This is a genomic window from Rhizobium sp. M10 (assembly GCF_002531955.1).
In the GTDB taxonomy this organism is placed as follows: domain Bacteria; phylum Pseudomonadota; class Alphaproteobacteria; order Rhizobiales; family Rhizobiaceae; genus Rhizobium; species Rhizobium etli_C.
In genome coordinates, this window is sequence record NZ_NWTA01000008.1 from 212569 (window position 1) to 236519 (window position 23951).

A 23951-nucleotide genomic window follows, 5' to 3' on the forward strand; every position below is an offset into this window, starting at 1 on the left:
AGCCTTCAGATCCGGCTCGGCGCCGCCGCAGCCTCCCGGCTCGACAACTGACGCGTCACGAAGAAGACCAAGAGGGCGCCGGCGGCAAGGCAGGCGGCGAGGAAGAACATCGGTGCGATCGTGCTGCCGCTTTCATCCTTGATCCAGGGCACGACGTTCTGGGCGACGAAGCCGCCGAGATTGCCCACCGAATTGATGGCGGCAAGCCCGGCCGCCGCACCCGCCCCTTTCAGGAACCGCGAGGGCAGGCTCCAGAACACCGGCTGCGGCGCGAAGATGCCGGCGGCGGCGACGCAGAGGGAGGCGAATTGCAGCGTGTGGTTCGGGATCAGCGCCGACAGCAGCAGGCAGGCCGCGCCGATGAACGCCGGAATGACGATATAGGGCGTCTTCGATTGCGCCTTGTCGGCCATGGCGGGAACGGCATAGAGCGAGACGGCGACCAGCAGCCAGGGAATGACGTTGAGAAAACCGTTGACGGTGTTGCTGACGCCGAAGGCCTTGACGATGGTCGGCAGCCAGTAACTCAGCCCATAGGCCGATAGCGGAAAGGCGATATAGCAGAGCGCCATCAAAAGGACGCGCGGGTCGACGAGCGCCTTGAAGCCGTCCGACGCATGTTCGCCCATGCCGGCATTTTCCGAGGCGAGCCGGCGTTCGAGCCAGCTCTTCTCCTCGCTGCTCAGGAAGCTCGCATTTTCCGGCCGGCCGGGAAGATAGAAGAAGGTGACAATGCCGGCGATGACGGCGGGAATACCGGTCGCCAGGAACACCCATTCCCAGCCGGCAAAGCCGTAGAGGCCGTCGAGATCGAGCAGCGCGCCGCCGAGCGGTGCGCCGACGGCATTGGCGATCGCGCTGAAGATCATGAACAGGCCAACCATCCGGCCGCGATAGGCCGACGGGAACCACAGCGTCAGGAGATAGAGGACACCGGGAAAGAAGCCGGCTTCGCAGACGCCGAGCAGGAAGCGCAGGATATAGAACATAGCCGCGTTCTGGGTGAAGGCGAGCCCGATGGTGACGAGGCCCCAGGAGACCAGGATGCGGGCGAACCAGACACGCGCGCCGAGCCTGTCGAGGAAGAGATTGCTCGGCACCTCGAAGAGAAAATAGCCGATGAAGAAGAGCGAAGCGCCGAGGCCATAGGCATATTCGCTCAGGCCGAGAGCATCGACCATTTGCAGCTTGGCGAAGCTGACATTCTGCCGGTCGATATAGGCGATCAGATAGAGGATGCCGAGAAACGGCATCAGCTTCCAGGTGATTTTCGAGATCAGCCGCTTCTCATCAACCATGCGTATTCTCCGGAATGATCATGTGCGTCGGAGGAGCGTAGATAGTGCCGCCCGCCAATATTCAATTGGACGAGGTATTTTCTCCGATCCCGCAACCCAGATTGGTGGCCGCATCCGGGGATCGGTGCGGCCGGTCTTTGACTATTCGGCAGCGGCGACGGCGGCGCGGCGGCCGATCGTCGCCTGGGTCAGCACGAAGGCTGCGAAGGCGCAGAGCGCGATGCCAGCGGCCATCGGAACGGCGGTGCCGTCGAAGAACAGGCTCGAGATCACCATGGCGACGGCGGCGATGACGAAATGCAGCGTGCCCATCAGCGACGAGGCGGTGCCGGCGATTGCGCCGTGATCCTCAAGCGCCAGCACCGCGCTCGTCGGGATGACAAGCCCGAGGAAACCGTAACCGATGAACAGGAAGCTCGCCATGACAGGCAGCGCATTGAAGCCCGCAGCCATCATCACCGCCATGACGACCATGGCCAGCGCAAAGGCGCTGACGGCAATCCGCATGACGCGCACCAGGCCGAAACGCTCTCCGAGCCAGCCCGTCGCCTGCGATACCGCAAAGAAGGAGACGGCATTGATCGAGAAGGCGAAGCTGTATTGCGTCGGCGTCAGCCCATAATGCTCAATCAGCACGAAGGGCGAGTTGGCGAGATAGACGAGGAAGCTCGAAATGCCGAGACCGCCGATGAAGGTCAGCGTCAGGAAGTTGCGGTCGGAAAGCAGCAGCCGGTAGGCGGCCATGGCGCTCCCGAGGCCGCTGCCGCTGCGCTCGGTGGCCGGGCGCGTCTCGTCAAGCTGGGTGGCAAGCAGGACGAGGCCGATCAGGGCGGCTGCTGTCACGGCCCAGAACACGCCGCGCCAGCCGTAGAATTCGATGACGGCGCTGCCGGTCAGCGGCGCCAGGATCGGCGAGATCGAGAAGACCAGCATCAGCAGCGACATCAGGCGCGCGGCCTGAACGCCGGTATGCATGTCGCGGACGATGGCGCGCGGAATGACCATGCCGGCGGCGCCGCCGAAGCCCTGGACGAAACGGAAGGCGATCAGCGTTTCGATATCGGTCGCAAGCGCGCAGCCGACCGAGGCGAGCGCGAAGAGGCCGATGCCGAGATAGAGCGGCAGCTTGCGGCCCCACATATCGGACAGGGGACCATAGAAGAGCTGGGCGAGCGCGAAGGAGATGAAGAAGGCGAGCAGGGTCAGCTGCGTGACATTATTATTGGCCCGCAGGTCCTGGCCGATCGAAGGCAGCGCCGGCAGATACATATCGATGGCAAAGGGGCCGATCGCTGACAAAAGGCCGAGAATGAGCGCAATGCGAAAGAAGGAAGCCGTCATAATGGTGATCTTTCATAAAAGCGGAGCGGAGCGCCGGATCGTCACTCCGCCGCATTGCTCTTAGGGGTTCAATGATGATCGTTCGCGCGAAGACGAAGTTGGGAGCTCATAGCTTCAGCGGCTGAACCAGGAGTGTCAATAAATTTGGACACTGATGTAAAACTAGACGCCATTGTCTAAAAGGTCAAGACGTCTTATCTTCGCTCGCATGAAAGATCGCATGACACCGGCAGGCCGGATGACGGGACATACCCAGCGCGGGCAATGCGCCAAGCGCATGTCCATCCTCGATGCCGCCGCCGACGTCTTCTGCCGCCAGGGTTTCGCCGCCGCCAGCATCGATGAGATCGCCGCCGTCGCCTGTGTCTCCCGCCAGACGATCTACAACCACTATCGCGAGAAGGAAACGCTGTTCGTCGCCGTCGTCGAGGACGTCATGAACCGCGCCAACGCCATGCTCTTCTCCGTGCTGTCGGCCTTCCCTGACAATGCCGACAATCTCGAGGACGACCTGACGGCCTTCGTCGTGCGCCTCAACAAGAACTGCCTCTGCAACCATGACGGAAAATTCCTGCGCAAGCTGGTGCAGACGGAGGGCGAGCGCTATCCGCACCTCTTCGAGAGCTGGCGCCAGCACGGGCCCGGCAAGCTGACCACCGCGCTTTCCGCGCTTCTCGCGCGGCTGGCGCAAAAGGGAGCTCTCGTCATCGACGATTTCGACGTCGCCGCCCGGCAGTTCGTCGCGCTCGCCAATGCCGACCTGCAGATGATGACCCTTTTCGGGGGAACTCCGAGCGACGCGGAACTGGAAAAGGCAGCGCGCAACGCGGTGTGTACCTTTCTCAGGGCCTATGGCGGCCCGAAGGCCGAAAAGGCCGAGGCTCAGCCGCAGCTTGCCGCTTTGTCCGGCTGATCAAGCGCTTCCGATCACGCAAAAACCGTCATCTGCGCCGGCACGACCGCGAACATGCCGACGCGGCGCGCGGCAAGATATTTCACCAGCTGTTCGACAACCGACGGCATGACCGGCTTCTGGACGACGCCGACCGCGCCCTTGACGCCGTCGGCGACGGTCTCGGGATTGCCGGTCATGAAGACGACGGCGATGCCGTGCTCTTCCGCCAGCCGCCTGCCGAGCTCGGGCCCGGTCGGGCCGTCGGCAAGATTGACGTCGACGAAGGCGATATCGGCCGACGGCGCCAGTCGCAGCGCCTGTTCGCGATCATTCGCCAGGCCGGCGACCTGCATGCCCATGCCTTCCACCGTCGCGCCGAGATCGAGTGCGATGAGGAATTCATCTTCGACGATCAATACGCGCTGTTGCATGAGATCATCCCGTTGCCAGCGCCGCACGACATTGGTGGCCATGATACGTCCCCTTGTTACGCCATACTTCGAAAGAAGGATCCGCTCCGGCAGCCTGTGCTGCTCGAAACTCATTGTCGTAACGGGCAACTTGACGATATGTTCCGCCGTGAAACGCGATTTCCCGGATTTAAGATATTGTTAACGTTGATAAAATCTTAACCGAAAGCCGGCAAAGCAAAAACCGGTGCTCGATCGTGTTCAATCCCGGGCCCGCGCTTCTTGATGCGGGCGCAATGATACGATTTGATTATTCCATTGCTTTTGGAGGATCCCGTTGAGAACCAAGCTTATCGTCCTTGCCCTCGTGGCGATCAGCCTTTTCGCCTATACCAAGGTGATGGCCAGGATCGGCTCGGGCTCGCCGCCTCCGGATGCACCGCTGGAGCAACGCGCCGACCTCATCCGTGTTTATAAATCCGAACGCCGCATGGTTCTTCTCAGAGCGGACGCTCCCATCGCGACATATCGGATTTCGCTCGGGAGGGCGGCGGATGCCGGCCCTAAGCAGCGCGAAGGCGACGAAAAAACACCGGAAGGGCGCTATGAAATAGACTGGCGCAATCCGAAATCCATGGCGCATCTGAGCCTGCACATTTCCTATCCGAAGCCGGAAGAGCAGCGCGCAGCTCAAGTGAACGGCTTTCCGCCCGGCGGCAACATCATGATCCACGGGCTGCCCAATGGCTGGGGCCTGCTCGGAGACGTTCACCGCCTGTTGGATTGGACGGATGGCTGTATCGCAGTCACCAACGCGGAGATGCGCGATATCTGGGCCCGCGTGCCCGACCATACGCCGATCGACATCATGCCCTGACGATCAATCAGCCCTTCGCCTTCCCGACGAGGACCGGCTCGCTGCGGTAGTCGGCCGGAAACAGCGACTTCAGGTTCTCGATTTTCGGAGGTCGTTGTAGACGATATAGGGATAGGTCGGGTTGAGCGTCAGGAAATCCTGATGATAGGCCTCGGCCGGATAGAAGCCGGCGGCATCCGATACTTTGGTGACGATCGGTTGCTGGAACACATGCGCCCTGTCGAGCTGATCGATATAGCGTTCGGCGACCTTGCGCTGCTGCGGATTGGAGACGAACAGCGCCGAGCGATACTGCGTGCCCCGGTCAGGTCCCTGGAAATTCAGTTGCGTCGGGTTGTGCGCCACGGAGAAGAAGATCTGAAGCAACCTGCCGTAGCTTATCTTTTTCGGGTCGAACCGCACCTCGACGGCTTCGGCGTGACCTGTCGAGCCGATGCTGACAGTTTCGTACTGCGCCGTTTTCGCCTCGCCGCCGGCATAACCGGAGACGGCGCTCTCGACGCCCTTGACGTGCTGGAAGACGCCCTGGACGCCCCAGAAACAGCCGCCGGCGAAAATGGCGGTCTCGGTGCCCGATGTGGCGGTTTCGTCGATATCAGGCGGCGGGATGACGACCGCCTCCTCGGCGGCGCCCGCTGCACTCACACCGAGTAAGACAACAGCGGCGGCAAGGAGCGCGGCGAAGCGCCTGCGGTGGAAAGACATGGACATGGCGCGACCTCCTGCGAGTTGTCCAAATCCTTGCGCATCCTTGCAAAAGCGGCAAATCACAAGGCGATCACTCACGCCGATGTGACAACCAAAAGAAAGTGGCTGTGCGAAGTTGAAACAGCGCTCAAGTTGAGTTGACAATCGCGTGAGGAGTGAGGAGAGTGCCGCCGGTTAGAGCCAGCATCGCCTGTATCCTTGGGGGGAACCTATGTCCGTGCGCTCGTTCTTTGCTTTCGCCAGCATCGCCTTTTTGTCCGTGATCACCGTTAGCTTTCCAGCCGCCGCCGCGGAGACGAAGCGTGACATTCAGACGATCAAGGACGCCGATTTCTTCGGCTTCGATCTTCGCACCGAGCAGAACGTCTCGCTCGATCAGTGCAAGACCTCCTGCATCGGCGACAAGAGCTGCAAGGCCTTCACCTACAATCCCAAGGTGAAATGGTGCTTCCTCAAATCCGATTTCAAGACGATGAACGCCTTCCCCGGCGCCATCGCCGGCAAGATCGTCGAGACGGCCGCCCAGAAGGAGCCGGATATCGGCGCGGCGCCGCGCCTGACCTTCCTGACCAACGACCTGATCCAGCAGGCCCACGACTTCAGGGACAATCTTGCCCTGACCGACGCCCAGCAGGGCCAGAGCGTCGACAGCCTGACGGCCAGCGCCCGTCTCGACATGACCGCCAACAATCTGACCGACGCGCTGATCGCCTTCCACGGCGCGCTGTCGATCACCCCCGGTGATGCCGATCTCTGGCTCGAAACCGCCCGCGCCGCCGCTTCGCTCGGCAGCGCCCAGACCGGCACGAGCGGCCAGGCCGTGCTCGACGCGCTGAACGGCTACGAGCTGACCCGCACCAAGGCCAAGCGCGCCGAGGCGCTCGCCGTGCTCGCCGACGCCCTGGACCGAAACGCCAATTACCGCCCGGCCCTCCACGCCTACAAGGCTAGCCTGGAGCTGGTTGCCTCCGACGATGTGCAGGCGGCCTATCTGCAGCTGAAGGCGACGCAGGGCTTCCGCATCACCGAACACACGGTCGATGCCGACAGCGCCACACCGCGGGCCTGCGCCACCTTCTCCGAGTCGCTCGTCAAGACCACCGACTACACGCCCTTCGTGACGCTCAACGGCGCCGCTCCCAAGGCGGTGGAAACCAAGGACAAGCAGATCTGCGTCGAGGGACTGACGCACGGCGAGACCTATAAGATCGCCTTCCGCACCGGCCTGCCGTCGTCGGTCGACGAGACCCTTGAAGCGCCCGTCAGCATCGACGTCTACATCAAGGACCGCAGCCAGATGGTGCGGTTTACCGGCGACAGCTTCGTGCTGCCCTCGACGGCGCGCCGCGGCATTCCGATCGTCTCGGTCAACCTGACCTCGGCCAACCTCAAGCTCTACCGCATCGGCGATCGCGCCATCGCACCGCTGTTGGCCAACTCGCAGTTCCTGAGCCAGCTCGACGGCTACAGCGCCCAGAACATCCAGGACCAGAACGGCGAACTGGTCTGGCAGGGCGCGATCGACATCGCCAATGATCTCAACAAGGACATCGTCACCAGCTTCCCGGTCGACGAGGCGCTGCCCGAGCGCAAGCCCGGCATCTACGTGATGACCGCGACGGCGCCGAACGCTCCGTCGCAGGAGTGGGATTCGCAGGCGACACAATGGTTCCTCGTCTCCGATATCGGCATCACGACCTATGCCGGCACCGACGGGCTCAACGTCTTCGCCCGCTCGCTCGCCTCGGCCAAGCCGATGTCAGGCGTCGAGCTGCAGCTGCTCGCCAAGAACAATGAAGTGCTCGGCACCGCGACGACCGACGAAAACGGCCGCGCCACCTTCACCGCCGGCCTGATCCGCGGCACGGCGGCGCTGACGCCCGCCGTCATCGCCGCCAAGAACGGCACGTCGGACTATGTCTTCCTCGACATGACCCGGGCCGGCTTCGATCTCTCCGACCGCGGCGTCACCGGCCGCGCCGCACCCGGCGCGATCGATGTGCTGACCTTCACCGAACGCGGCATCTACCGCGCCGGCGAGACGGTGCATGCCCAGGCGCTTGCCCGCGACACCGACGGCAACGCCATCGAGAACCTGCCGCTCACCTTCATCTTCAGCCGCCCGGACGGCGTCGAAGACCGGCGGATCGTCAGCCAGACCAGCAATCTCGGCGGCTATTCCGTCGATTTCGCCACCCAGGAAAACGCCATGCGCGGCACCTGGACGATGAACATCTATACCGATCCCAAAGGCAGCGCGATCGCCAGCAAAACGTTCCTCGTCGATGATTTCGTGCCCGATCGCACCGACATGGAGATCAAGACCGAAGCCAAGGAAATCGGCCCGGATACGCCGGCGAATATTACGATTTCGGGCAAGTATCTCTACGGCGCCCCGGCCGTCGGCCTGACGCTTGAAGGCGACGTCGTCGTCAAGCCGACGCGTGAGAGCGCCGCCTATAAGGGCTTCCAGTTCGGGCTTGCCGACGAGGAAGCGAGCGAAGATTCCCGCCTGCCGATCGACGGCCTGCCGGAACTCGACGAGAACGGGCAAGCCTCGACCGACCTCACCGTCGGCGATCTGCCGGCAACGACGCAGCTGCTCAACGCCACCGTCTATATCAGGATGCAGGAAGCGGGCGGGCGCGCCATCGAACGCTCGCTTGTCATTCCGGTGAAGAACGAGCGCGCGACGATCGGCATCAAGCCGGAATTTTCCGACGAGCTGCCCGAGAATTCGATCGCCAACTTCACGGTGATCGGCGTCAGCGCCGATGGCAAGAAGCAGGAGAGCAAGGGGCTGCGCTGGAAATTCTACAGCCTCAACCGCCAATACCAATGGTATCGCGAGGGAACCACCTGGAAATATGAGCCGGTCTATACCGCCGAGCAGATTTCCAACGGCAGCGTCGACGCGACGATGGACGGCGGCAAGATCTCCGTGCCGGTGACATGGGGCCGCTATCGCCTCGAGGTGGAAAGTCCGGATGCCGACGGTCCGACCTCCAGCGTCGAATTCGATGCCGGCTGGTTCGTGAGCTCGACCTCGACCGAAACGCCGGACGGCCTGGAAATCGCCCTCGACAAGGACAGCTACAAGATCGGCGAGACGGCCAAGCTGAAAGTCACCTCGCGCTACGGCGGCGAGCTGATGGTGACATCAGGAACCGAAAAGCTGGTCGCCGTGCAGAATGCGACGATCGGCGAGACCGGCGGCGAGATCGAAATCCCCGTCACCGCCGACTGGGGCGCCGGCGCCTATGTGACCGCGACCCTCTTCCGTCCCGGCGACGCCCAGGACAGCCACATGCCGATGCGCTCAATCGGCATCCAATGGCTGAAGGTCGATCCCGAACAGCGCGCCCTGCAGGTCAAACTCGACACACCGGAAAAGATGCTGCCGCGCGGACCGTTGAACATCGGCCTGCAGGTGGCCGGTGCGGGCGCCAATGAGGATGCCTATGTCACAGTTGCCGCCGTCGATGTCGGCATTCTCAACCTGACGCGCTACGAACCGCCGAATCCGGAGGACTGGTATTTCGGCCAGCGCCAGCTGGGCCTCGAAATCCGCGACCTCTATGGCCGCCTGATCGACGGTTCGCTGGGTGCCACCGGCAAGCTCCGGACCGGCGGCGACGGCGGCGCCATTGCGCTGCAGGCAAGCCCGCCGACGCAGAAGCTCGTCTCCTTCTTCTCCGGACCGGTGAAGCTCGACGCCGAAGGCAAGGCCAACGTCTCCTTCGACATTCCGCAATTCAACGGCACGGCGCGCGTCATGGCGGTCGCCTGGTCAAAATCCGGTGTCGGCCACGGCGTCAAGGATGTCATCATCCGTGATCCGGTCGTCGTGACCGCGAGCCTGCCGAAATTCCTCGCCCCCGGCGACAAGGCCGATCTGCGCCTCGACATCGCCAATACCGATGCGCCGGCCGGCGACTTCAAACTGCAGCTGACCGGCAATGAGGCGGTCGGCATCGAGCAGACCTCGGCCGCGCAGACGATCCGCCTCGAGGCCGGCGCAAAGACGGAGCTGACGCTTTCGCTGATCGGCAGGCAGCCGGGCGCCGGCAGCGTCTCGATCAACCTCTCCGACGCTTCCGGCCTTTCGCTCGACCAGATCGTCGACGTGCCGGTACGCCCGGCATCCCTGCCGATCACTCAGCGCAGGGTGCTGGCGCTGAAGCCCGGGGCAAAACTCACCGTCGACAGGAACCTCTTGGCCGACAGCGTGCTGCCCGGGGCCGCAATCAGCGTCAACGTCACCCGTTCGGCCGCCTTCGACATTCCGGCGCTGCTGATGACGCTCGACCGCTATCCCTTCGGCTGCGCCGAGCAGACCACCAGCCGGGCGCTGCCGCTGCTCTACTTCGCCGAAGTGGCGAAGCAGGCCGGCATCGAAAACGACGCCGACGTGCACAAGCGCGTGCAGGACGCGATCTACCGCGTGCTCTCCTATCAGGCCTCGGCCGGCAGCTTCGGCCTCTGGGGGCCGGATTCGGGCGACGTCTGGCTCGATTCCTACGTCACCGATTTCTTGACGCGAGCCCGCGAAATGAAATATGACGTGCCGGAAAGGGCCTTCGTGCAGGCGCTCGAAAACCTGCAGAATACCCTCTCCTACACCACCGACATCAAGGGCCAGGGCGACCAGATCGCCTATGCCGTCTATGTGCTGGCCCGCAACAAGAAGGCCGCGATCAGCGATCTGCGTTATTACGCCGATACGATGATCAACGACTTCCCGACGCCGCTCGCCAAGGCGCATATCGCCGCCGCATTGGCGCTCTACGGCGACGCCCAGCGCTCGAAGAACATCTTCCTCGACGCGCTGCAGATGTCGCAGCAGTCGATGGTGTCGCGCGTGAACCTGTCGCGTACCGATTACGGCACGATCCTGCGCGACGGCGCGGCGATCCTGGCGCTTGCCGCCGAAAGCCGGCCGGTGCCGCCTGTCATCCCGGATCTCGCCAAGGCCGTCGCCAAGGAATGGGGGCGCAGCAAATACAAGAGCACCCAGGAAGAAACCTGGATGCTGCTGGCCGCCCGCGCCATCCAGGGTGGCGATGACGGGTTGAAGGTCGACGTCAACGGCGCGGCGCACACCGGCGCCTATATGGCCCGGATGACCGGCGAGGCGCTCGCCGACCATCCGTTGACGCTGACCAACCAGACGAACGACACGGTCTCGGCCATCGTCACCACCGTTGCCGCTCCGACCGTGCCACTGCCGGCCGGCGGCGACGGCTTCCTCATCGAGCGCAGCTATTACACGCTCGACGGCGAGCAGGCGAATGTCAGCGAGGCCAAGCAGAACGAACGCTATGTCGTCGTCATCCACGTGCGCGAGACCAACGACTGGCCGTCGCGCATCGTCATCACCGATCTCCTGCCGGCCGGTTTCGAGATCGACAATCCGAACCTCGTCGACAGCGCCCAGATGACGAATTTCGACTGGATCGGCGAAATCTCCGCCGCCCATACCGAATTCCGCTACGACCGCTTTGTCGCCGCTTTCAACCGAGCGGCCGGCGACAATCGTGAATTCAACGTCGCCTATGTCGTGCGCGCCGTCACTCCCGGCACCTACGACCATCCGGCCGCAAGCGTCGAGGACATGTATCGGCCCGAGCTTTCGGCCCGCACGGCGACCGGGAAGATGGAGGTCGTGGCGGCGCAACAATGAGGCTGTGGCGCAAGTTTGCCATCGGATCCGCCGCCGGCATCATTCTTGCCGGCGGGGCCCTCCTTGCGCTCGACGCCGCCGACAAGGCCTTTCCGCCGCCGCTCGACAAGGCGGATATGCTTTCCCCGGAAGTGCTGGATGCCGACGGGCAGTTGTTGCGCGCCTTCGCGACGGCCGAAGGCCGCTGGCGGCTGAAGACTGGAGTCGCCGATGTCGATCCGCAATTCCTGCGCATGCTTGTTGCCTATGAGGATCAGCGTTTTTACGATCACGGCGGCGTCGACGTCTGGGCCCTCGGGCGGGCCAGCCTGCAATTCGTCCGCAATGGCCGCATTGTCTCCGGCGCCTCGACGCTGTCGATGCAGGTGGCGCGGCTGATCGAGCCGCGAGCGGAACGTTCGTTTGCGGCAAAACTGCTGCAGCTCGCCCGCGCCGTGCAGATCGAACGGCGGCTGTCGAAGGAAGAGATTCTCGATCTCTATCTCACCCATGCGCCCTATGGCGGCAATCTGGAAGGCGTGCGCGCCGCAAGCCTCGCCTATTTCGGCAAGGAGCCGCGCCGCCTGACGGTCGCCGAAGCCGCCCTGCTCGTCGCCCTGCCGCAATTGCCGGAACGGCGCCGGCCGGACCGCAATCTCCAGGCGGCGCAAGAGGCGCGCAAGCGCGTGCTCGAGCGCGCCGCGGTGGCCGAGGCCGTCGGCGATGGCGAGGCGGAGCGGGCCGAAGCTGTCGCGATCCCCATGCGGCGCATGCAGCTGCCGGCATTGGCCGCCCATGTGGCCGAAGCCGCGCTGCGCAAGCAGCCTGATGTGCTCAAGCATCAGACGACCCTGAAGAAGCCGGTGCAGCAAGGGCTGGAAGCGGTCGCCCGGGCCGCGGCCATGAAGCTCGGGCCGAAGCTTTCGCTCGCCATGGTGATGGCCGATGCCCAGACCGGGGCGATCGTCGGCGAGGTCGGCTCGGCCGATTATTTCGACGCCAGCCGCTCCGGCTGGATCGATATGACGCGCGTCAACCGCTCGCCCGGCTCGACGCTGAAGCCCTTCATCTACGGACTTGCCTTCGAGCAAGGCCTCGTCTCTCAGGAGACGATCATCGAAGACCGGCCGGCCGATTTCTTCGGCTACCGGCCGCGCAATTTCGACATGAGCTACCAGGGCGACGTCACCGTGCGCGAGGCCTTGCAACTCTCCTTGAATGTGCCGGCCGTCAAGCTGCTCGACGCCGTCGGGCCGTCGCGGCTGCTGGTGCGCTTCCGCCGCGCCGAAGTGCGTCCGGCCCTGCCGCCGAACGAGACGCCGGGCCTTGCGATCGGTCTTGGCGGCGTCGGCATCACGCTGAAGGATCTGGTGCAGCTCTATACGGCGCTCGCCAATCGCGGTCAGCCGGCAAGGCTCGGCGACGGCATCACCGGCACACCTGGCAAGCTCGACGGCGAACCGCTGCTCGAGCCGGTGGCGGTCTGGAACGTCGCCGATATTCTCTCCGGCGTCATTCCCCCCGCCGGCGCGCCGCAGCGCGGCATCGCCTACAAGACCGGCACCAGCTACGGCTATCGCGACGCCTGGTCGGTCGGCTATGACGGACGCTATGTGCTCGGCGTCTGGGTCGGGCGGCCCGACAACAGCGCCGTGCCCGGCCTGACCGGCTATGGCACCGCCGCACCGATCCTGTTCGAGGCTTTCGCCAAGTCAGGCATCGCGACGACGCCCTTGCCGCGACCTCCGGCCGGAGCCGTGCGCATCGCCCAATCGGAGCTTCCGATCAGCCAGCGGCGTTTTGCGCTGAATGCCAGCGGCCTGCTCGTCGCCTCCGGACGCGAACCCGCGCCGCAGATTGTCTATCCGCCCGAAGGCGCCCATATCGATCTCGGTGCAAAAGGCGGCGATCTGTCGCCGTTGATGCTGAAGCTGCAGGGCGGCCGCGCGCCCTTCCGCTGGCTTGCCAACGGCAAGCCGCTGCCCGACCTTTCGCGCCGGCGCACCCAGCAATGGCAGCCCGACGGCGGCGGCTATTCGAAGCTGACCGTCATCGACTCCGCCGGACGAGCCGCGAGCGTCGGCGTCTTCATCGACTAAAGCCCTTTGTTTTGATGCATGTCGTTGTCCCGGAACCGCTGCACACTTCCGGACGACATGCATTAGCGCACAAGACACGCGGCGCCATGAGGGAACAAAAACCCGGCCACAACCGTTGAAAAGGGTCTCCCTCCAACGTCAGACGGCCTCATGACATTTCCGACCGCGACCTACCGGATACAGTTCCGCAACGGCATGACCTTCGATCGCGCCTGCGGCCTCATTCCCTATCTCAAGACGCTCGGCATCAGCCACCTTTACGCCTCACCCATCTTCACCGCCGTCAGCGGTTCGACCCATGGCTATGACGTCACCGACGCCAACGACATCGACCCCGCACTTGGCGGCCGGGCAGGCTTCGACCGGCTGACGGAAAGACTTGCTGCCGCCGGCATGGGATTGGTTCTCGACATCGTCCCGAACCATATGGCCGCCTCGCCAGATAACGCTTGGTGGCGCGACGTGCTGACATTCGGCCGGCAAAGCGCCTATGCCGGCCACTTCGACATTGATTGGCGCGAGCCGCTGACCCTGCCGCAGCTCGGCCGGGACTTCGAAGAGGCGCTGGCTGCAGGCGAACTGCGTCTTGTGCTCAACGAGACGCAGGGCAACTTCGCCTTGGCTTACTTCCAGACCTTGTTGCCGCTGAACCCCGCCAGCTACGGTGCGCTCGCCAACCGCCTCGACGATCCGGTCGCCATGCGAATGGCCGAGGCGGCCGTGACGTCGGGCGAGGATTTCGCCCGCGCGATGCGCGATATCCTCTTCGAAGGCGGCGATCGGGCGATCCTCCGGCAAAAACTCGAAGACGTCTCGTCCGATCATGATTTTCTCCGAGGCCTGCATGAGGAACAGCATTGGCGCCTGACCCATTGGAAGGAGGCGGCGCGGCATCTGAGCTACCGCCGTTTTTTCGAGGTGACCGGACTGGTCGGCACCCGCGTCGAAGATCCCCCGGTGTTCGAAGATCTGCATCGGCTGGTGCTCGAGCTGGTGGGCCAGGGCAAAGTGCAGGGGCTGCGCATCGACCACGTCGACGGGCTCGCCGAACCCAAGGCCTATCTCGACAGACTGAGGGCAGCGGTCGGAGCCGATATCTATATCGTCGTGGAAAAGATCCTCGGGGCGGGCGAGGTGCTGCCGGAGAGCTGGCCGGTCGCCGGCACGACAGGATATGAATTCATCGCCGCGCTGAGCGAGCTCTTCATCGACGCTGGCGGACTGCGCATATTGAATGATGCCTATCGCGGCCTCGCCGGCGAGGCGGCTGATCCCGAAGAGAGCCGGCGGCTTGCCAGGCGACAGATGGTGGAGCGCAATTTCGCCGGCGAGTCCGGCAGGCTGGCAACGATCGCGGCAGGCATCTTTCCCGAACTCGACAGAGCGGAGATCGCCGCCGCGCTCGGCGCGCTGTTGGTCGCCTTTCCCGTCTACCGCACCTATGGCGACGGCGGTCCGCTTTCCTGGCAGGATTCGGCCGTCCTTGCCGCGACCGCGTCGCACGTCATGGCAGAACTTGACGACCGGCGCGCGCTCGATCATGTGCTGAAGCTTCTCGAAGGCAGGATCGAGGGCGATGCGGCTCATGAATTCCGGATCCGCTTCCAGCAATTGAGCGGGCCGGTCATGGCGAAAGCGACGGAGGATACGCTGTTCTACCGCTATAACAGACTGTTGGCCGCAAACGAGGTCGGCAGCGAACCGGGCAAACCGCCCGAGGGCCCGGACGGCTTCCATCGCCGCATGGCCGAGCGGGCGCGGCTACAGCCGCATGGGCTTTCGGCAACGGCCACCCACGACACCAAGCGCGGCGAAGATGCGCGCGCGCGGCTTTACGCCTTGAGCGAGGGGGCGGATGTTTTTGCCCAGGCGGTGGCACGTTGGCGTGAGATGAACCGGCCGTGGCTGAAGGATCTCGCGGATGGCGCGGCGCCGGAGCCGAATACCGAATGGATGCTCTATCAGGCGCTTGCCGGCGTCTGGCCGGAGGATTTCGACAGAGGACAGATGGAAGAGCTGCGCGCCCGCTTTACCGACTACGCGGTCAAGGCGGTGCGCGAGGCGAAATTGCGCACCGCCTGGACCGAACAGAATGACGCTTATGAGGAGGCCGTCGCGAGTTATGCCGCGGCGCTGGTGTCGCCGGACAATGACGGCTTTCTCGAAGATTTCGAAAGAGTATTGCAGCCCTTCATTGCGGCCGGCTACGTCAACAGCCTGTCGCAGACACTGCTCAAGCTGACGGCGCCGGGCATTCCCGACATTTACCAGGGCGCGGAAGGTTTCGATTTCAGTCTTGTCGATCCCGACAATCGCCGACCGGTCGACCACGAACAGCTGGCTGCCTGGCTTGCTGAAGCCGGACCGATCGCCAAGCTTCAGGCGGCGGCGTTGAAGCAGCGTATCGTCAGCATTGGCCTGCAGCTGCGCCGGCGGCACGCGGCTCTGTTTTCGAAAGGCGATTATTTGCCGTTGAAGGCGACGGGCAGCCGCCGGGATCATCTGCTCGCCTTTGCCCGGGTGCATAAAGGCGATTTCGCAATCGTCGCCGTGCCCCGAATGATGTTCGGCTGGCTCGATCCCGGCGTGCTTTTTGCCGGCACGGAGTTCTGGGAGGACACGGCGATCGCGGTGCCCTCCCCTCTTCACGGGTTGAAGGCGGATCTGCTGACCGGAAAAACCATCGAGCCCGGCGGCAGCATTTCGGTTGCCGCCTTGCTCGGAAGCCAGCCCCTCGGGCTGATCAGCCCGACCTGAGGATGGCGCCACGCCACCCGGGTCCGTCACATAAAATAGGCCCAGATATACGCTAAGGATGGCGGGTGTCTAAAAACACCTGTTTGTCGCACATTGGAGCAGGAATAGCCGCTTGCCACCTTCGACGCGTCCGATCCTCCGTCGGAATCTGCCGTAGGTTCGACGGCAAGGTTGCCGCGTCCGGACAGAGTCCGCTAACGGTGTGGGTGTGTGAAAAAGAGACGTTCGGACTGGCGTAAGAATCAAACATGCGGAAATCGGCGCAACAAGCTTTTGCAAGGATTATCATTGAACAACGAGTTGGACGTTGGGGAAGCAAGCATGACTGAAGCCCGAACTAAAATTATTCGCCTTTTCGAGAAGCACCGCGCGACGCCGGGCGCACCCTACGACGAAGACCACTTTCTCGACTTTTTGTTGGCCGATCCCAAAAGGAAGGGTGCGCTCTACGACAGCTTTCGAGGGCTTCGTAGGTTCCGCGCTTTTCTGGATGACGTCCAGTACGAGTTGGAGGTGTGCTTTTCGATCGAGGATCGGGAAGCCAATTATCCGCTCAACAAGTTTATAGCCCGGGCGATGGAGCTTCAGCAATCTCGGCGCGGGTCGCTGCGGTCCCTGCAACGTCAAATTAACGCCGGACCAGGATGGGGAGTGCTGATCGTCGCAGATGTCTTGCTACTGACTATTGGCAGCTTCTTAAGCGGCAGTCTGTGGGCGCTTACGACCGTTGTCACCCTTGCAGTGGCTGTAAACATCAGCTTTGCGCTATTCGCTTGGAAGGCCAGGTCTTATCTCCTCAAGCTTCGGGCACGCATTAAAGGTAACTGAAGTCTCGAAAGCTCGAATGTCCGCCACGGCTTTCCGGACATTGGTCGCGCTGCAGTTCGTCGGAAAGCTGCCTGTCGGCAAAAACATGTTTTTTGACAGGGGCCTGCGCTCTCGGATCGCGCCTCCACGACGGCCGGAAGGCTGCGGCCGTTGCGCCAAAAGTTCGGAGTTTCCGATGCCCAAAGCGCTTAGCGTATATCTGTGCCCATTTTATGTGACGCCCCACCCGCTCCGGAAGCGAGCGGCGGCCGTCGAAAAATCAATCTCGCCGAAATTAGCGCTTGACCTTCCAGTTGCTGGAAGGTCGATAAGTCTCTCCAACTGCCCTGCGGGCATAGGAGACAAGCATGAACATAAAACACGACCACCATCACGGCCACGCCCATGGCGATGATGATCATAGCCTTTGCAGCCATGATCGGGCGAAAGTCGCCGACGCCATCATTCGTGATCCCGTCTGCGGCATGACCGTCGATCCGGAGGCCGGCAAGCCATCGCTTACGCATGCTGGCCGCATTCATCATTTCTGCTCCGAGAGCTGCCGGACGAAATTTGCGGCCGCGCCGCAGGATTACCTGACAGCGAAGGACCCTGTCTGCGGCATGGCCGTCGATCGTTCGACGGCAAGACATTTTCTGAAGGTCGAGGGCGAGAAATTCTACTTCTGCTCGGCCGCTTGCCAGACGAAATTCGAAGCCGACCCCACGGCCTATCGCGACGGCAACCGCCCGGCTGCAAAGCCGGCGCCGAAGGGTACGCTCTATACCTGCCCGATGCATCCGGAGGTCGTCAGCGACCGTCCCGGCGACTGCCCGAAATGCGGCATGGCGCTGGAACCGATGGGCATTCCTCCTGCTGACGAGGGCCCGAACCCGGAACTTGTGGATTTCACCAGACGGCTCTGGGTCAGCGCCATCCTTGCCCTGCCGCTGCTGGCGCTCGGCATGGGGCCGATGCTCGGCCTGCCGCTCCGCGAAGCGATCGGCGAACCGCAGGCGACCTACATCGAGCTATTGCTGGCAACGCCGGTGGTGCTGTGGGCGGCCCTGCCCTTCTTCCGCCGCGCCTGGGCGTCCCTCGTCAACCGCAGCCCGAACATGTGGACGCTGATCGGTCTCGGCGTCGGCACCGCCTATCTCTACAGCCTCGTCGCCACGCTTGCGCCCGGGATCTTCCCGATGAGCTTTCGCGGCCACGGCGCCGCCGTGCCGGTCTATTTCGAGGCGGCCGCCGTCATCGTCGCGCTCGTCTTCGTCGGCCAGGTGCTGGAATTGAAGGCGCGCGAACGCACCGGCTCGGCGATCCGCGCCCTACTTGATCTCGCGCCGAAGACGGCGCGCCGCATCAATGCCGACGGCAGCGAAAGCGACGTGCCGGTGGACGACATCCAGGCCGGCGACCGGCTGCGCGTGCGTCCCGGCGAACGCATTCCGGTCGACGGTTCCGTCCTCGAAGGCCAGTCGACCGTCGATGAATCGATGATTACCGGCGAGCCCCTGCCTCTGGAGAAAGCGAAGGGCGATGCTCTGACCGGCGGCACGATCAACAAGAATGGATCGCTCGTCATGGCGGCCGAGAAGGTCGGCGCCGACATGGTGCTGTCGCGCATTATCGACATGGTCGCCGCGGCGCAACGCTCGCGGGCGCCAATCCAGGGCGCGGTCGACCGGGTGTCGGCCGTCTTCGTGCCGGCCGTCGTCGTCGTGGCCATCCTTGCCTTCATCGTCTGGGCCGCGATCGGGCCGGAACCGAGCCTGGCCAATGCTCTGCTGGCCGCCGTCGCCGTTCTGATCATCGCCTGCCCCTGCGCGCTCGGTCTTGCGACGCCGATGTCGATCATGATCGCAACCGGGCGCGGCGCTCAGGAAGGCGTGCTGATCAAGGATGCCGAAGCGCTGGAACGCTTTTCCAAGGTCGACACGCTGATCGTCGACAAAACAGGCACGCTGACCGAAGGCAAACCAGTTCTCACCGACATCGTCGCCTTCGGCGGCATCGAGGAGAACCGGCTGCTATCGCTGGCGGCAAGCCTGGAGCGCGGCTCTGAACATCCGCTGGCCGAAGCGATCGTTTCCGGCGCCGAAGAGCGCGATGCCACCTTCGTCGAGGTCACCGGCTTCGAGGCAAAGACGGGCAAGGGTGTCATGGGCCTTGCCGGCGGCATGACGGTGGCGCTCGGCAATGCGGCGATGCTCGCCGATCTCGGCATCGATCCCGCGGCGCTGTCGGAAAAGGCCGAAGCCCTGCGCGGCGATGGCAAGACGGTGATGTTCGTCACGCTCGACGGCAAGCTTGCCGGCCTCGTTGCCGTCGCCGACCGGATCAAGCCGACGACATCAGCCGCCATCAAGGCGCTGCACGACAGCGGGCTGAAGATCATCATGGCCACCGGCGACAACGAGCGCACGGCGCGGGCGGTCGCAAAAAGCCTCGGCATCGATGAGGTCCGCGCCGACGTGCTGCCGGAAGGCAAGAAGGCGCTGATCGAGGAATTGCGCGCCAAGGGCGCCGTCATCGCCATGGCCGGCGACGGCGTCAACGACGCCCCGGCACTTGCTTCGGCCGATGTCGGCATCGCCATGGGCACCGGCGCCGATGTTGCGATGGAAAGCGCCGGCATTACATTGGTAAAGGGCGACCTCAACGGCATCGTTAGAGCGCGGCGGCTGGCGGAGGCGACGATGCGCAACATCCGTCAGAATCTCGGCTTCGCCTTCGGCTATAATGCCCTCGGCGTTCCGGTCGCCGCCGGCGTGCTCTATCCGGTCTTCGGCCTGCTGCTGTCGCCGATGATCGCGGCAGCGGCGATGAGCCTGTCGTCCGTGTCGGTGATTGCCAACGCGCTGAGGCTGCGCTTGGCAAAATTATAGGAGATGGCAATGAATATCGGCGAAGCATCCGAGCGGTCCGGTCTGCCTTCGAAGACGATCCGCTATTACGAGGATATTGGCCTGATCCGCCCCGAAAGGGGCGGAAACGGCTATCGCGACTACGCTGCGAGCGACGTTCACAAACTGCGTTTCCTGCAGCGCTCGCGCGGTCTCGGCTTTTCGGTCGAGGAATGCCGGCAATTGCTGGCGCTCTATGAAGACAAGGCTCGGGCGAGCGCCGACGTCAAGGATATAGCCGAGAGCAAACTCGGTGAGATCGACCGCAAGATCCGTGAGCTGACGGAACTTCGCCGCACGCTGGAGCACCTCGTGCATGCCTGCCACGGCAATGACCGGCCGGACTGTCCGATTCTCGAAGAGCTTTCAGATGGCCGCTGAGCATTTCAGGAAGGTCGAGATGTGTCCTGGATGACCGCGTGAGAGAACGGCGCCGGCTCCGCGGCATCGTCCTCGTCGCCGTCATCGAGCACGCCCTCGTCGAGGCGGTGCTTGATCGCAAGCGCATAGATCACGTCGAGGATGTTGCGGTCCTTGAGATGCGGATCGGTCAGGGCGAGAAGCGAGGCCCGGACGATCTTCTTGCTGGTGGCCTTCGGGCAACGCATCTTGACGAAATCATACAGCGCCTCACCCGTCAGCCCTTCCATGGCGCCGTCCACGAGAGCTTCGTAGACCCGCTTCTTTTCCTTCATTGTGTATCTTCCCCTCCAAATCAGCGGCGTGATGATCTGTCATGTAATTGTCATAAACAATCGCCGATTTAGGGCGCTCATCGTATCCTGGCCGAATATTCGGCAACGATGTTCCGTCCGGATGACTTTTTTTGTCCCGCCGGGAATAAAATCCGGCGCGCTTGCGTATACTCAATCATGGAACGCAAAGACCGCCCGTTCGACGTCATCGGCCAGCTCGCAGCGCTGAGGCGCTACGCGCGCGCGCTGGTGCGCAATTCGGACGAGGCAGAGGATCTGGTGCATGATGCGCTGGTGCGCGCCTTCGAGAAGCGAAAGAGCTTCCGCAGCGGCGGCAACCTGCGCACCTGGCTGCTGTCCATCCTGCACAATGCCCATATCGATCGCCTTCGCCAGAAGCGGTCGCTGACACGGCGCCACGACGAAGCGGCTGTCGAAGCCGAGCAGTCCTTGCCGGCCGGCCAGGAACACGCCGTGCGCCTGCAGCAGGTGCGCGACGCCTTCTTCGACCTGCCGGAGGAACAGCGCGAGGCGCTACATCTCGTGGCGATCGAAGACCTTTCCTATCAGGAAGCCGCCAATGCGCTCGGCATTCCGATCGGCACGCTGATGTCGCGCATCTCCCGCGCCCGCACGCAGCTGCGCGAATTCGAGGAGAAGACACCGCGCATTTCGCATCTGAGATTAATCGGAGGGAACGGCCATGAAAGCAGTTGACCCGATCGTCGACGCCGATCTCGACGCCTATGTGGACGGCGAGCTCGATGTCGCCCGCCGCATCCAGGTGGAGTCCTATCTTTCCGAAAATCCGGCGATTGCCGCCAAGGTGATGGCCGATCTCAGCGTGAAAGGTGAACTGCGCCTGGCGCTTGCCGGCAAAAGCGCCTTCGGCCGTGCCGAGACCCGCGATGCCGCCCGCCGGCTGGAGCGTGGCCTTTCCTATGGCCGCATCTTCCACTCCATGCAGCGCATCGCCGCCGTCGGTATTCTGGTGACCGCCGGCTGGGTGGCGCACAATTCCTTCGGTGCATTCTCGGCGACCGAGGTGGCGGCCTCCGTTCCAGCGCCCGCCTATGTCGAGGATGCCGTCCGCGCCTATCAGACCGCGGTCCTGCGCGAAACCATGCCTTCGCAGCCACCGACCACTTACAGCGCCGACGAAATCCGCGCGGCCACCGCGATCGTGATGCCCGAACTGCCTAGGGATTGGAAGATCGCCGACGTGCAGATCTTCCCATCCGAATTCGGCCCGAGCGTCGAGATGGCGATCGAGCAGTCGGATGGAAAGCGGCTGTCGCTTTTCGCCGTCCGTCCGGGCGCTTTCGAGGTCAAGCCGGTCAGCCATCTCACGCTCGAAAAAGCAGAAGCCGCCTATTGGCAGATCGGCGAGGTCGCTTACGCCCTGATCGCTGACGATAGCGGTCTCAATCTCGATCAGGCGGCCGAACGGCTCGCCCGCTCGCTCTATTAGTTCTAACCGAGGAGATCAGCATGAACCCGATCAATCCCCGCTATGGCGCCGTTGCCGGCTCCCAGGCTATCTTCGACGAGGGTCTGCGCCAGCACATGCTGCGCGTCTACAACTACATGGCTCTCGGCCTTGTCATCACCGGCCTCGTCGCCTTCGTCGTTGGTTCGACGCCGGCGCTTTACGTGCCTATCTTTGGCTCGCCGCTGAAGTGGGTGGTGATGCTGGCGCCGCTCGCCTTCGTCTTCTTCTTCTCGTTCCGAATCCAGACGATGTCGGCGAGCACGGCGCAGATCACCTTCTGGGCCTTCTGTGCCGTGATGGGCCTGTCGCTCGCCTCCATCTTCCTGGTCTTCACCGGAATGAGCATCGCGCGAACCTTCTTCATCACCGCCACGATGTTCGGCGCCACCAGCCTTTACGGCTATGTGACGAAGCGAGACCTGTCGCGCATGGGCTCGTTCCTGATGATGGGCCTCTTCGGCGTCATCATCGCCAGCATCGTCAACATCTTCCTGGGTTCGAGCGCGCTGCAGTTCGCGATCTCGGTGATCGGCATCGTCGTCTTCGTCGGCCTTACCGCCTACGACACGCAGAACATCAAGGAACAGTATTCGGAAAACTACGATCAGGAATCGAACCAGAAGCTCGCCGTCTTCGGAGCGCTCTCGCTCTACCTGAACTTCGTCAACATCTTCACGCTTCTGCTCAACTTCACGGGCGAGCGGGAATAGGACCGCGCTTCCGGGGGCAATGGAAGCGCAAGAGCGCTCGGTCTGCAGTCTGTGACAGGATGGCAGATCGGGTGCTCATCTCAAAACGAAGCGGCCGGGTTCACGCCCGGCCGCTTTCATTTCAGATGATACCCCAGGCACGATAGCGACCGCGGCCGGTGATTTCGCGAATGCCGATCTCATTGACGAGGTTCAGTGCGCCGCGCGGCGTAATCCTGAGATGGCGGGCGATCATCGCCGCCGAGACCATCGGCCGCGACAGGATGAAATCGGCAAGGTCCGGCAGGCTGCTGTTCGAGCGTCGGCCGCGGAAGCGCAGCTCCATCTGCGTGCGTGCCAGCGACAACCGGTCGACTTCCTTGAGACCGGCTGCGGCACCCAGATGCATCGCCTCCAGAAAGGCTTGCAGCCGTGTGGCCCGGTCGCGGGCCCGACGCCGCTCATGGCGCACCAGCTTCAGCCCGCCGTAGAAGGAGAAGAGATGCGAGGCGACCTTGCCGCGGGCGCGCAGATAACTTGCGACCAGAAGACCGCCGAGCCAATGCTGGCGCCGTAGCGGCTCGATCCTGTCCCAGGCTTCGAAAAGAATGACGGCGCCGAGAACCGGCGGCAGGCTGTCGGCCAACGGCAGCACGCTTCGCCACTCCGCAAGCCGCTGTTCCTCGTCCCATTCCTCGTCACCGAGCAACCCGAGCGGGTCGTCGGTGCGCTTGGTCGTCGATACTGCCGCTGTCTCTCCAGCCGGCGCCTTGCCGGTATGGATATCGATGAGCTTCTGCGAGCGGGCAAGAAGCGCATCGATCTCCGCCATCTCGGCAGCGAGCGGCCCGTCTTCATCCTCGTCCTCGTCGTCGGTCTTGACCACGGTCGCCGGGCTTTTGCTTTCCTGGGCCGTGCCCTCCCCTTCCCCCATGGTCGCGGTCAGCGTTGCAAGGCCCGGCCCGCTAAGAGCCCAGGAAGGTTCCCCGGTCCAGATGCGCCGACGCGTCCGCAGCACCGAATGGGCGATCGTCAGTTCGTGGCTCGGCGCGCGGCTATCCATATGCGCGTCGTGCAAAACGAGATCCTCGACATGCACGAGTTCGCCGGCGACCCAGAGCGCACCGGCGGCATCGAAGAAATGACTGCGTTCGGCAAATCCCTCGCCGACCGGCGAGCGCAACACCCGCTCGTCCAGCCGTGCCAATCCGTCCTCTGCGGCGGCAAGGGGTGGAAGCAGGTTTTGCAGCATCGCACCGTCTATATCGTAGCGCATTGTTAAGCTTTACGGTTTTTCACAAATGGAAGCAAA

Annotated in this window: 16 protein-coding genes and 1 pseudogene; 11 read left to right on the forward strand and 6 right to left on the reverse strand. The window is 63.4% G+C overall.

What is annotated here, in order from left to right; translation table 11 throughout:
• Positions 1-5: 5 nt before the first annotated feature.
• Together CO671_RS15710 and CO671_RS15715 are read right to left on the reverse strand one after the other, a co-directional pair.
• Positions 6-1298: an MFS transporter gene (locus CO671_RS15710; RefSeq protein ID WP_097606685.1), complete on the reverse strand. Its 1293-nt coding sequence runs from the start codon at positions 1296-1298 to the stop codon at positions 6-8.
• A gap of 141 nt (positions 1299-1439) precedes the next feature.
• Positions 1440-2639 carry a multidrug effflux MFS transporter gene (locus CO671_RS15715; RefSeq protein ID WP_097606686.1) on the reverse strand — a complete coding sequence of 400 codons (1200 nt, stop codon included), beginning with the start codon at positions 2637-2639 and terminating at the stop codon, positions 1440-1442.
• Between the two features lie 172 nt (positions 2640-2811).
• On the opposite strand from CO671_RS15715, the gene CO671_RS15720 reads away from it, so the two are divergent.
• Positions 2812-3552: a TetR/AcrR family transcriptional regulator gene (locus CO671_RS15720; protein WP_097606687.1), complete on the forward strand. Its 741-nt coding sequence runs from the start codon at positions 2812-2814 to the stop codon at positions 3550-3552.
• Between the two features lie 14 nt (positions 3553-3566).
• Here the strand turns inward: CO671_RS15720 and CO671_RS15725 are convergent, their stop codons facing one another.
• Entirely contained in the window at positions 3567-4007 is a 441-nt protein-coding gene (locus CO671_RS15725; RefSeq protein WP_097606754.1) for a response regulator, read from the reverse strand.
• Between the two features lie 274 nt (positions 4008-4281).
• Between CO671_RS15725 and CO671_RS15730 the strand changes: the two genes are divergently transcribed.
• Complete coding sequence (locus CO671_RS15730; RefSeq protein ID WP_097606688.1) at positions 4282-4821, forward strand: L,D-transpeptidase family protein; 540 nt, start codon at positions 4282-4284, stop codon at positions 4819-4821.
• Between the two features lie 7 nt (positions 4822-4828).
• Here CO671_RS15730 and msrA read toward each other — a convergent pair.
• Positions 4829-5532, reverse strand: a pseudogene (gene msrA, locus CO671_RS15735) (peptide-methionine (S)-S-oxide reductase MsrA).
• A gap of 208 nt (positions 5533-5740) precedes the next feature.
• Here msrA and CO671_RS15740 point away from each other — a divergent pair.
• From CO671_RS15740 to cueR, 6 genes are all read left to right on the forward strand, one after another.
• Complete coding sequence (locus CO671_RS15740) at positions 5741-11212, forward strand: alpha-2-macroglobulin family protein (protein WP_097606689.1); 5472 nt, start codon at positions 5741-5743, stop codon at positions 11210-11212.
• Positions 11209-13290: a penicillin-binding protein 1C gene (gene pbpC / locus CO671_RS15745; RefSeq protein ID WP_097606690.1), complete on the forward strand. Its 2082-nt coding sequence runs from the start codon at positions 11209-11211 to the stop codon at positions 13288-13290. The genes CO671_RS15740 and pbpC overlap by 4 nt, the downstream gene beginning before the upstream one ends.
• A gap of 150 nt (positions 13291-13440) precedes the next feature.
• Positions 13441-16047: a malto-oligosyltrehalose synthase gene (treY, locus tag CO671_RS15750; protein ID WP_097606691.1), complete on the forward strand. Its 2607-nt coding sequence runs from the start codon at positions 13441-13443 to the stop codon at positions 16045-16047.
• Between the two features lie 321 nt (positions 16048-16368).
• The gene (locus CO671_RS15755; RefSeq protein ID WP_141514467.1) at positions 16369-16875 is read left to right on the forward strand and encodes a hypothetical protein; all 507 of its coding nucleotides are present in this window, start codon (positions 16369-16371) and stop codon (positions 16873-16875) included.
• A gap of 347 nt (positions 16876-17222) precedes the next feature.
• Positions 17223-19745, forward strand: a complete 2523-nt coding sequence (locus CO671_RS15760; RefSeq protein ID WP_097606693.1) for a heavy metal translocating P-type ATPase — start codon at positions 17223-17225, stop codon at positions 19743-19745.
• A gap of 9 nt (positions 19746-19754) precedes the next feature.
• Positions 19755-20144: a Cu(I)-responsive transcriptional regulator gene (gene cueR, locus CO671_RS15765; RefSeq protein WP_009995283.1), complete on the forward strand. Its 390-nt coding sequence runs from the start codon at positions 19755-19757 to the stop codon at positions 20142-20144.
• Positions 20145-20149: 5 nt separating this feature from the next.
• On the opposite strand, the gene CO671_RS15770 is transcribed toward cueR, so the two are convergent.
• Complete coding sequence (locus CO671_RS15770) at positions 20150-20458, reverse strand: hypothetical protein (protein ID WP_097606694.1); 309 nt, start codon at positions 20456-20458, stop codon at positions 20150-20152.
• Between the two features lie 177 nt (positions 20459-20635).
• Here CO671_RS15770 and CO671_RS15775 point away from each other — a divergent pair, with 177 nt between their 5' ends.
• Genes CO671_RS15775 through CO671_RS15785 form a run of 3 tightly spaced genes read left to right on the forward strand, consistent with a single transcriptional unit; the run spans position 20636 to position 22660 of the window.
• Positions 20636-21175, forward strand: coding sequence for a sigma-70 family RNA polymerase sigma factor (locus tag CO671_RS15775; RefSeq protein WP_097606695.1), 540 nt, complete (start codon positions 20636-20638; stop codon positions 21173-21175).
• Positions 21162-21929: an anti-sigma factor gene (locus CO671_RS15780; protein ID WP_097606696.1), complete on the forward strand. Its 768-nt coding sequence runs from the start codon at positions 21162-21164 to the stop codon at positions 21927-21929. The genes CO671_RS15775 and CO671_RS15780 overlap by 14 nt, the downstream gene beginning before the upstream one ends.
• 20 nt (positions 21930-21949) lie before the next feature.
• Positions 21950-22660: a Bax inhibitor-1/YccA family protein gene (locus CO671_RS15785; RefSeq protein WP_097606697.1), complete on the forward strand. Its 711-nt coding sequence runs from the start codon at positions 21950-21952 to the stop codon at positions 22658-22660.
• Between the two features lie 121 nt (positions 22661-22781).
• Here CO671_RS15785 and CO671_RS15790 read toward each other — a convergent pair whose 3' ends face one another.
• Positions 22782-23915, reverse strand: coding sequence for an RHE_PE00001 family protein (locus CO671_RS15790; protein WP_097606698.1), 1134 nt, complete (start codon positions 23913-23915; stop codon positions 22782-22784).
• Positions 23916-23951: the final 36 nt, after the last annotated feature.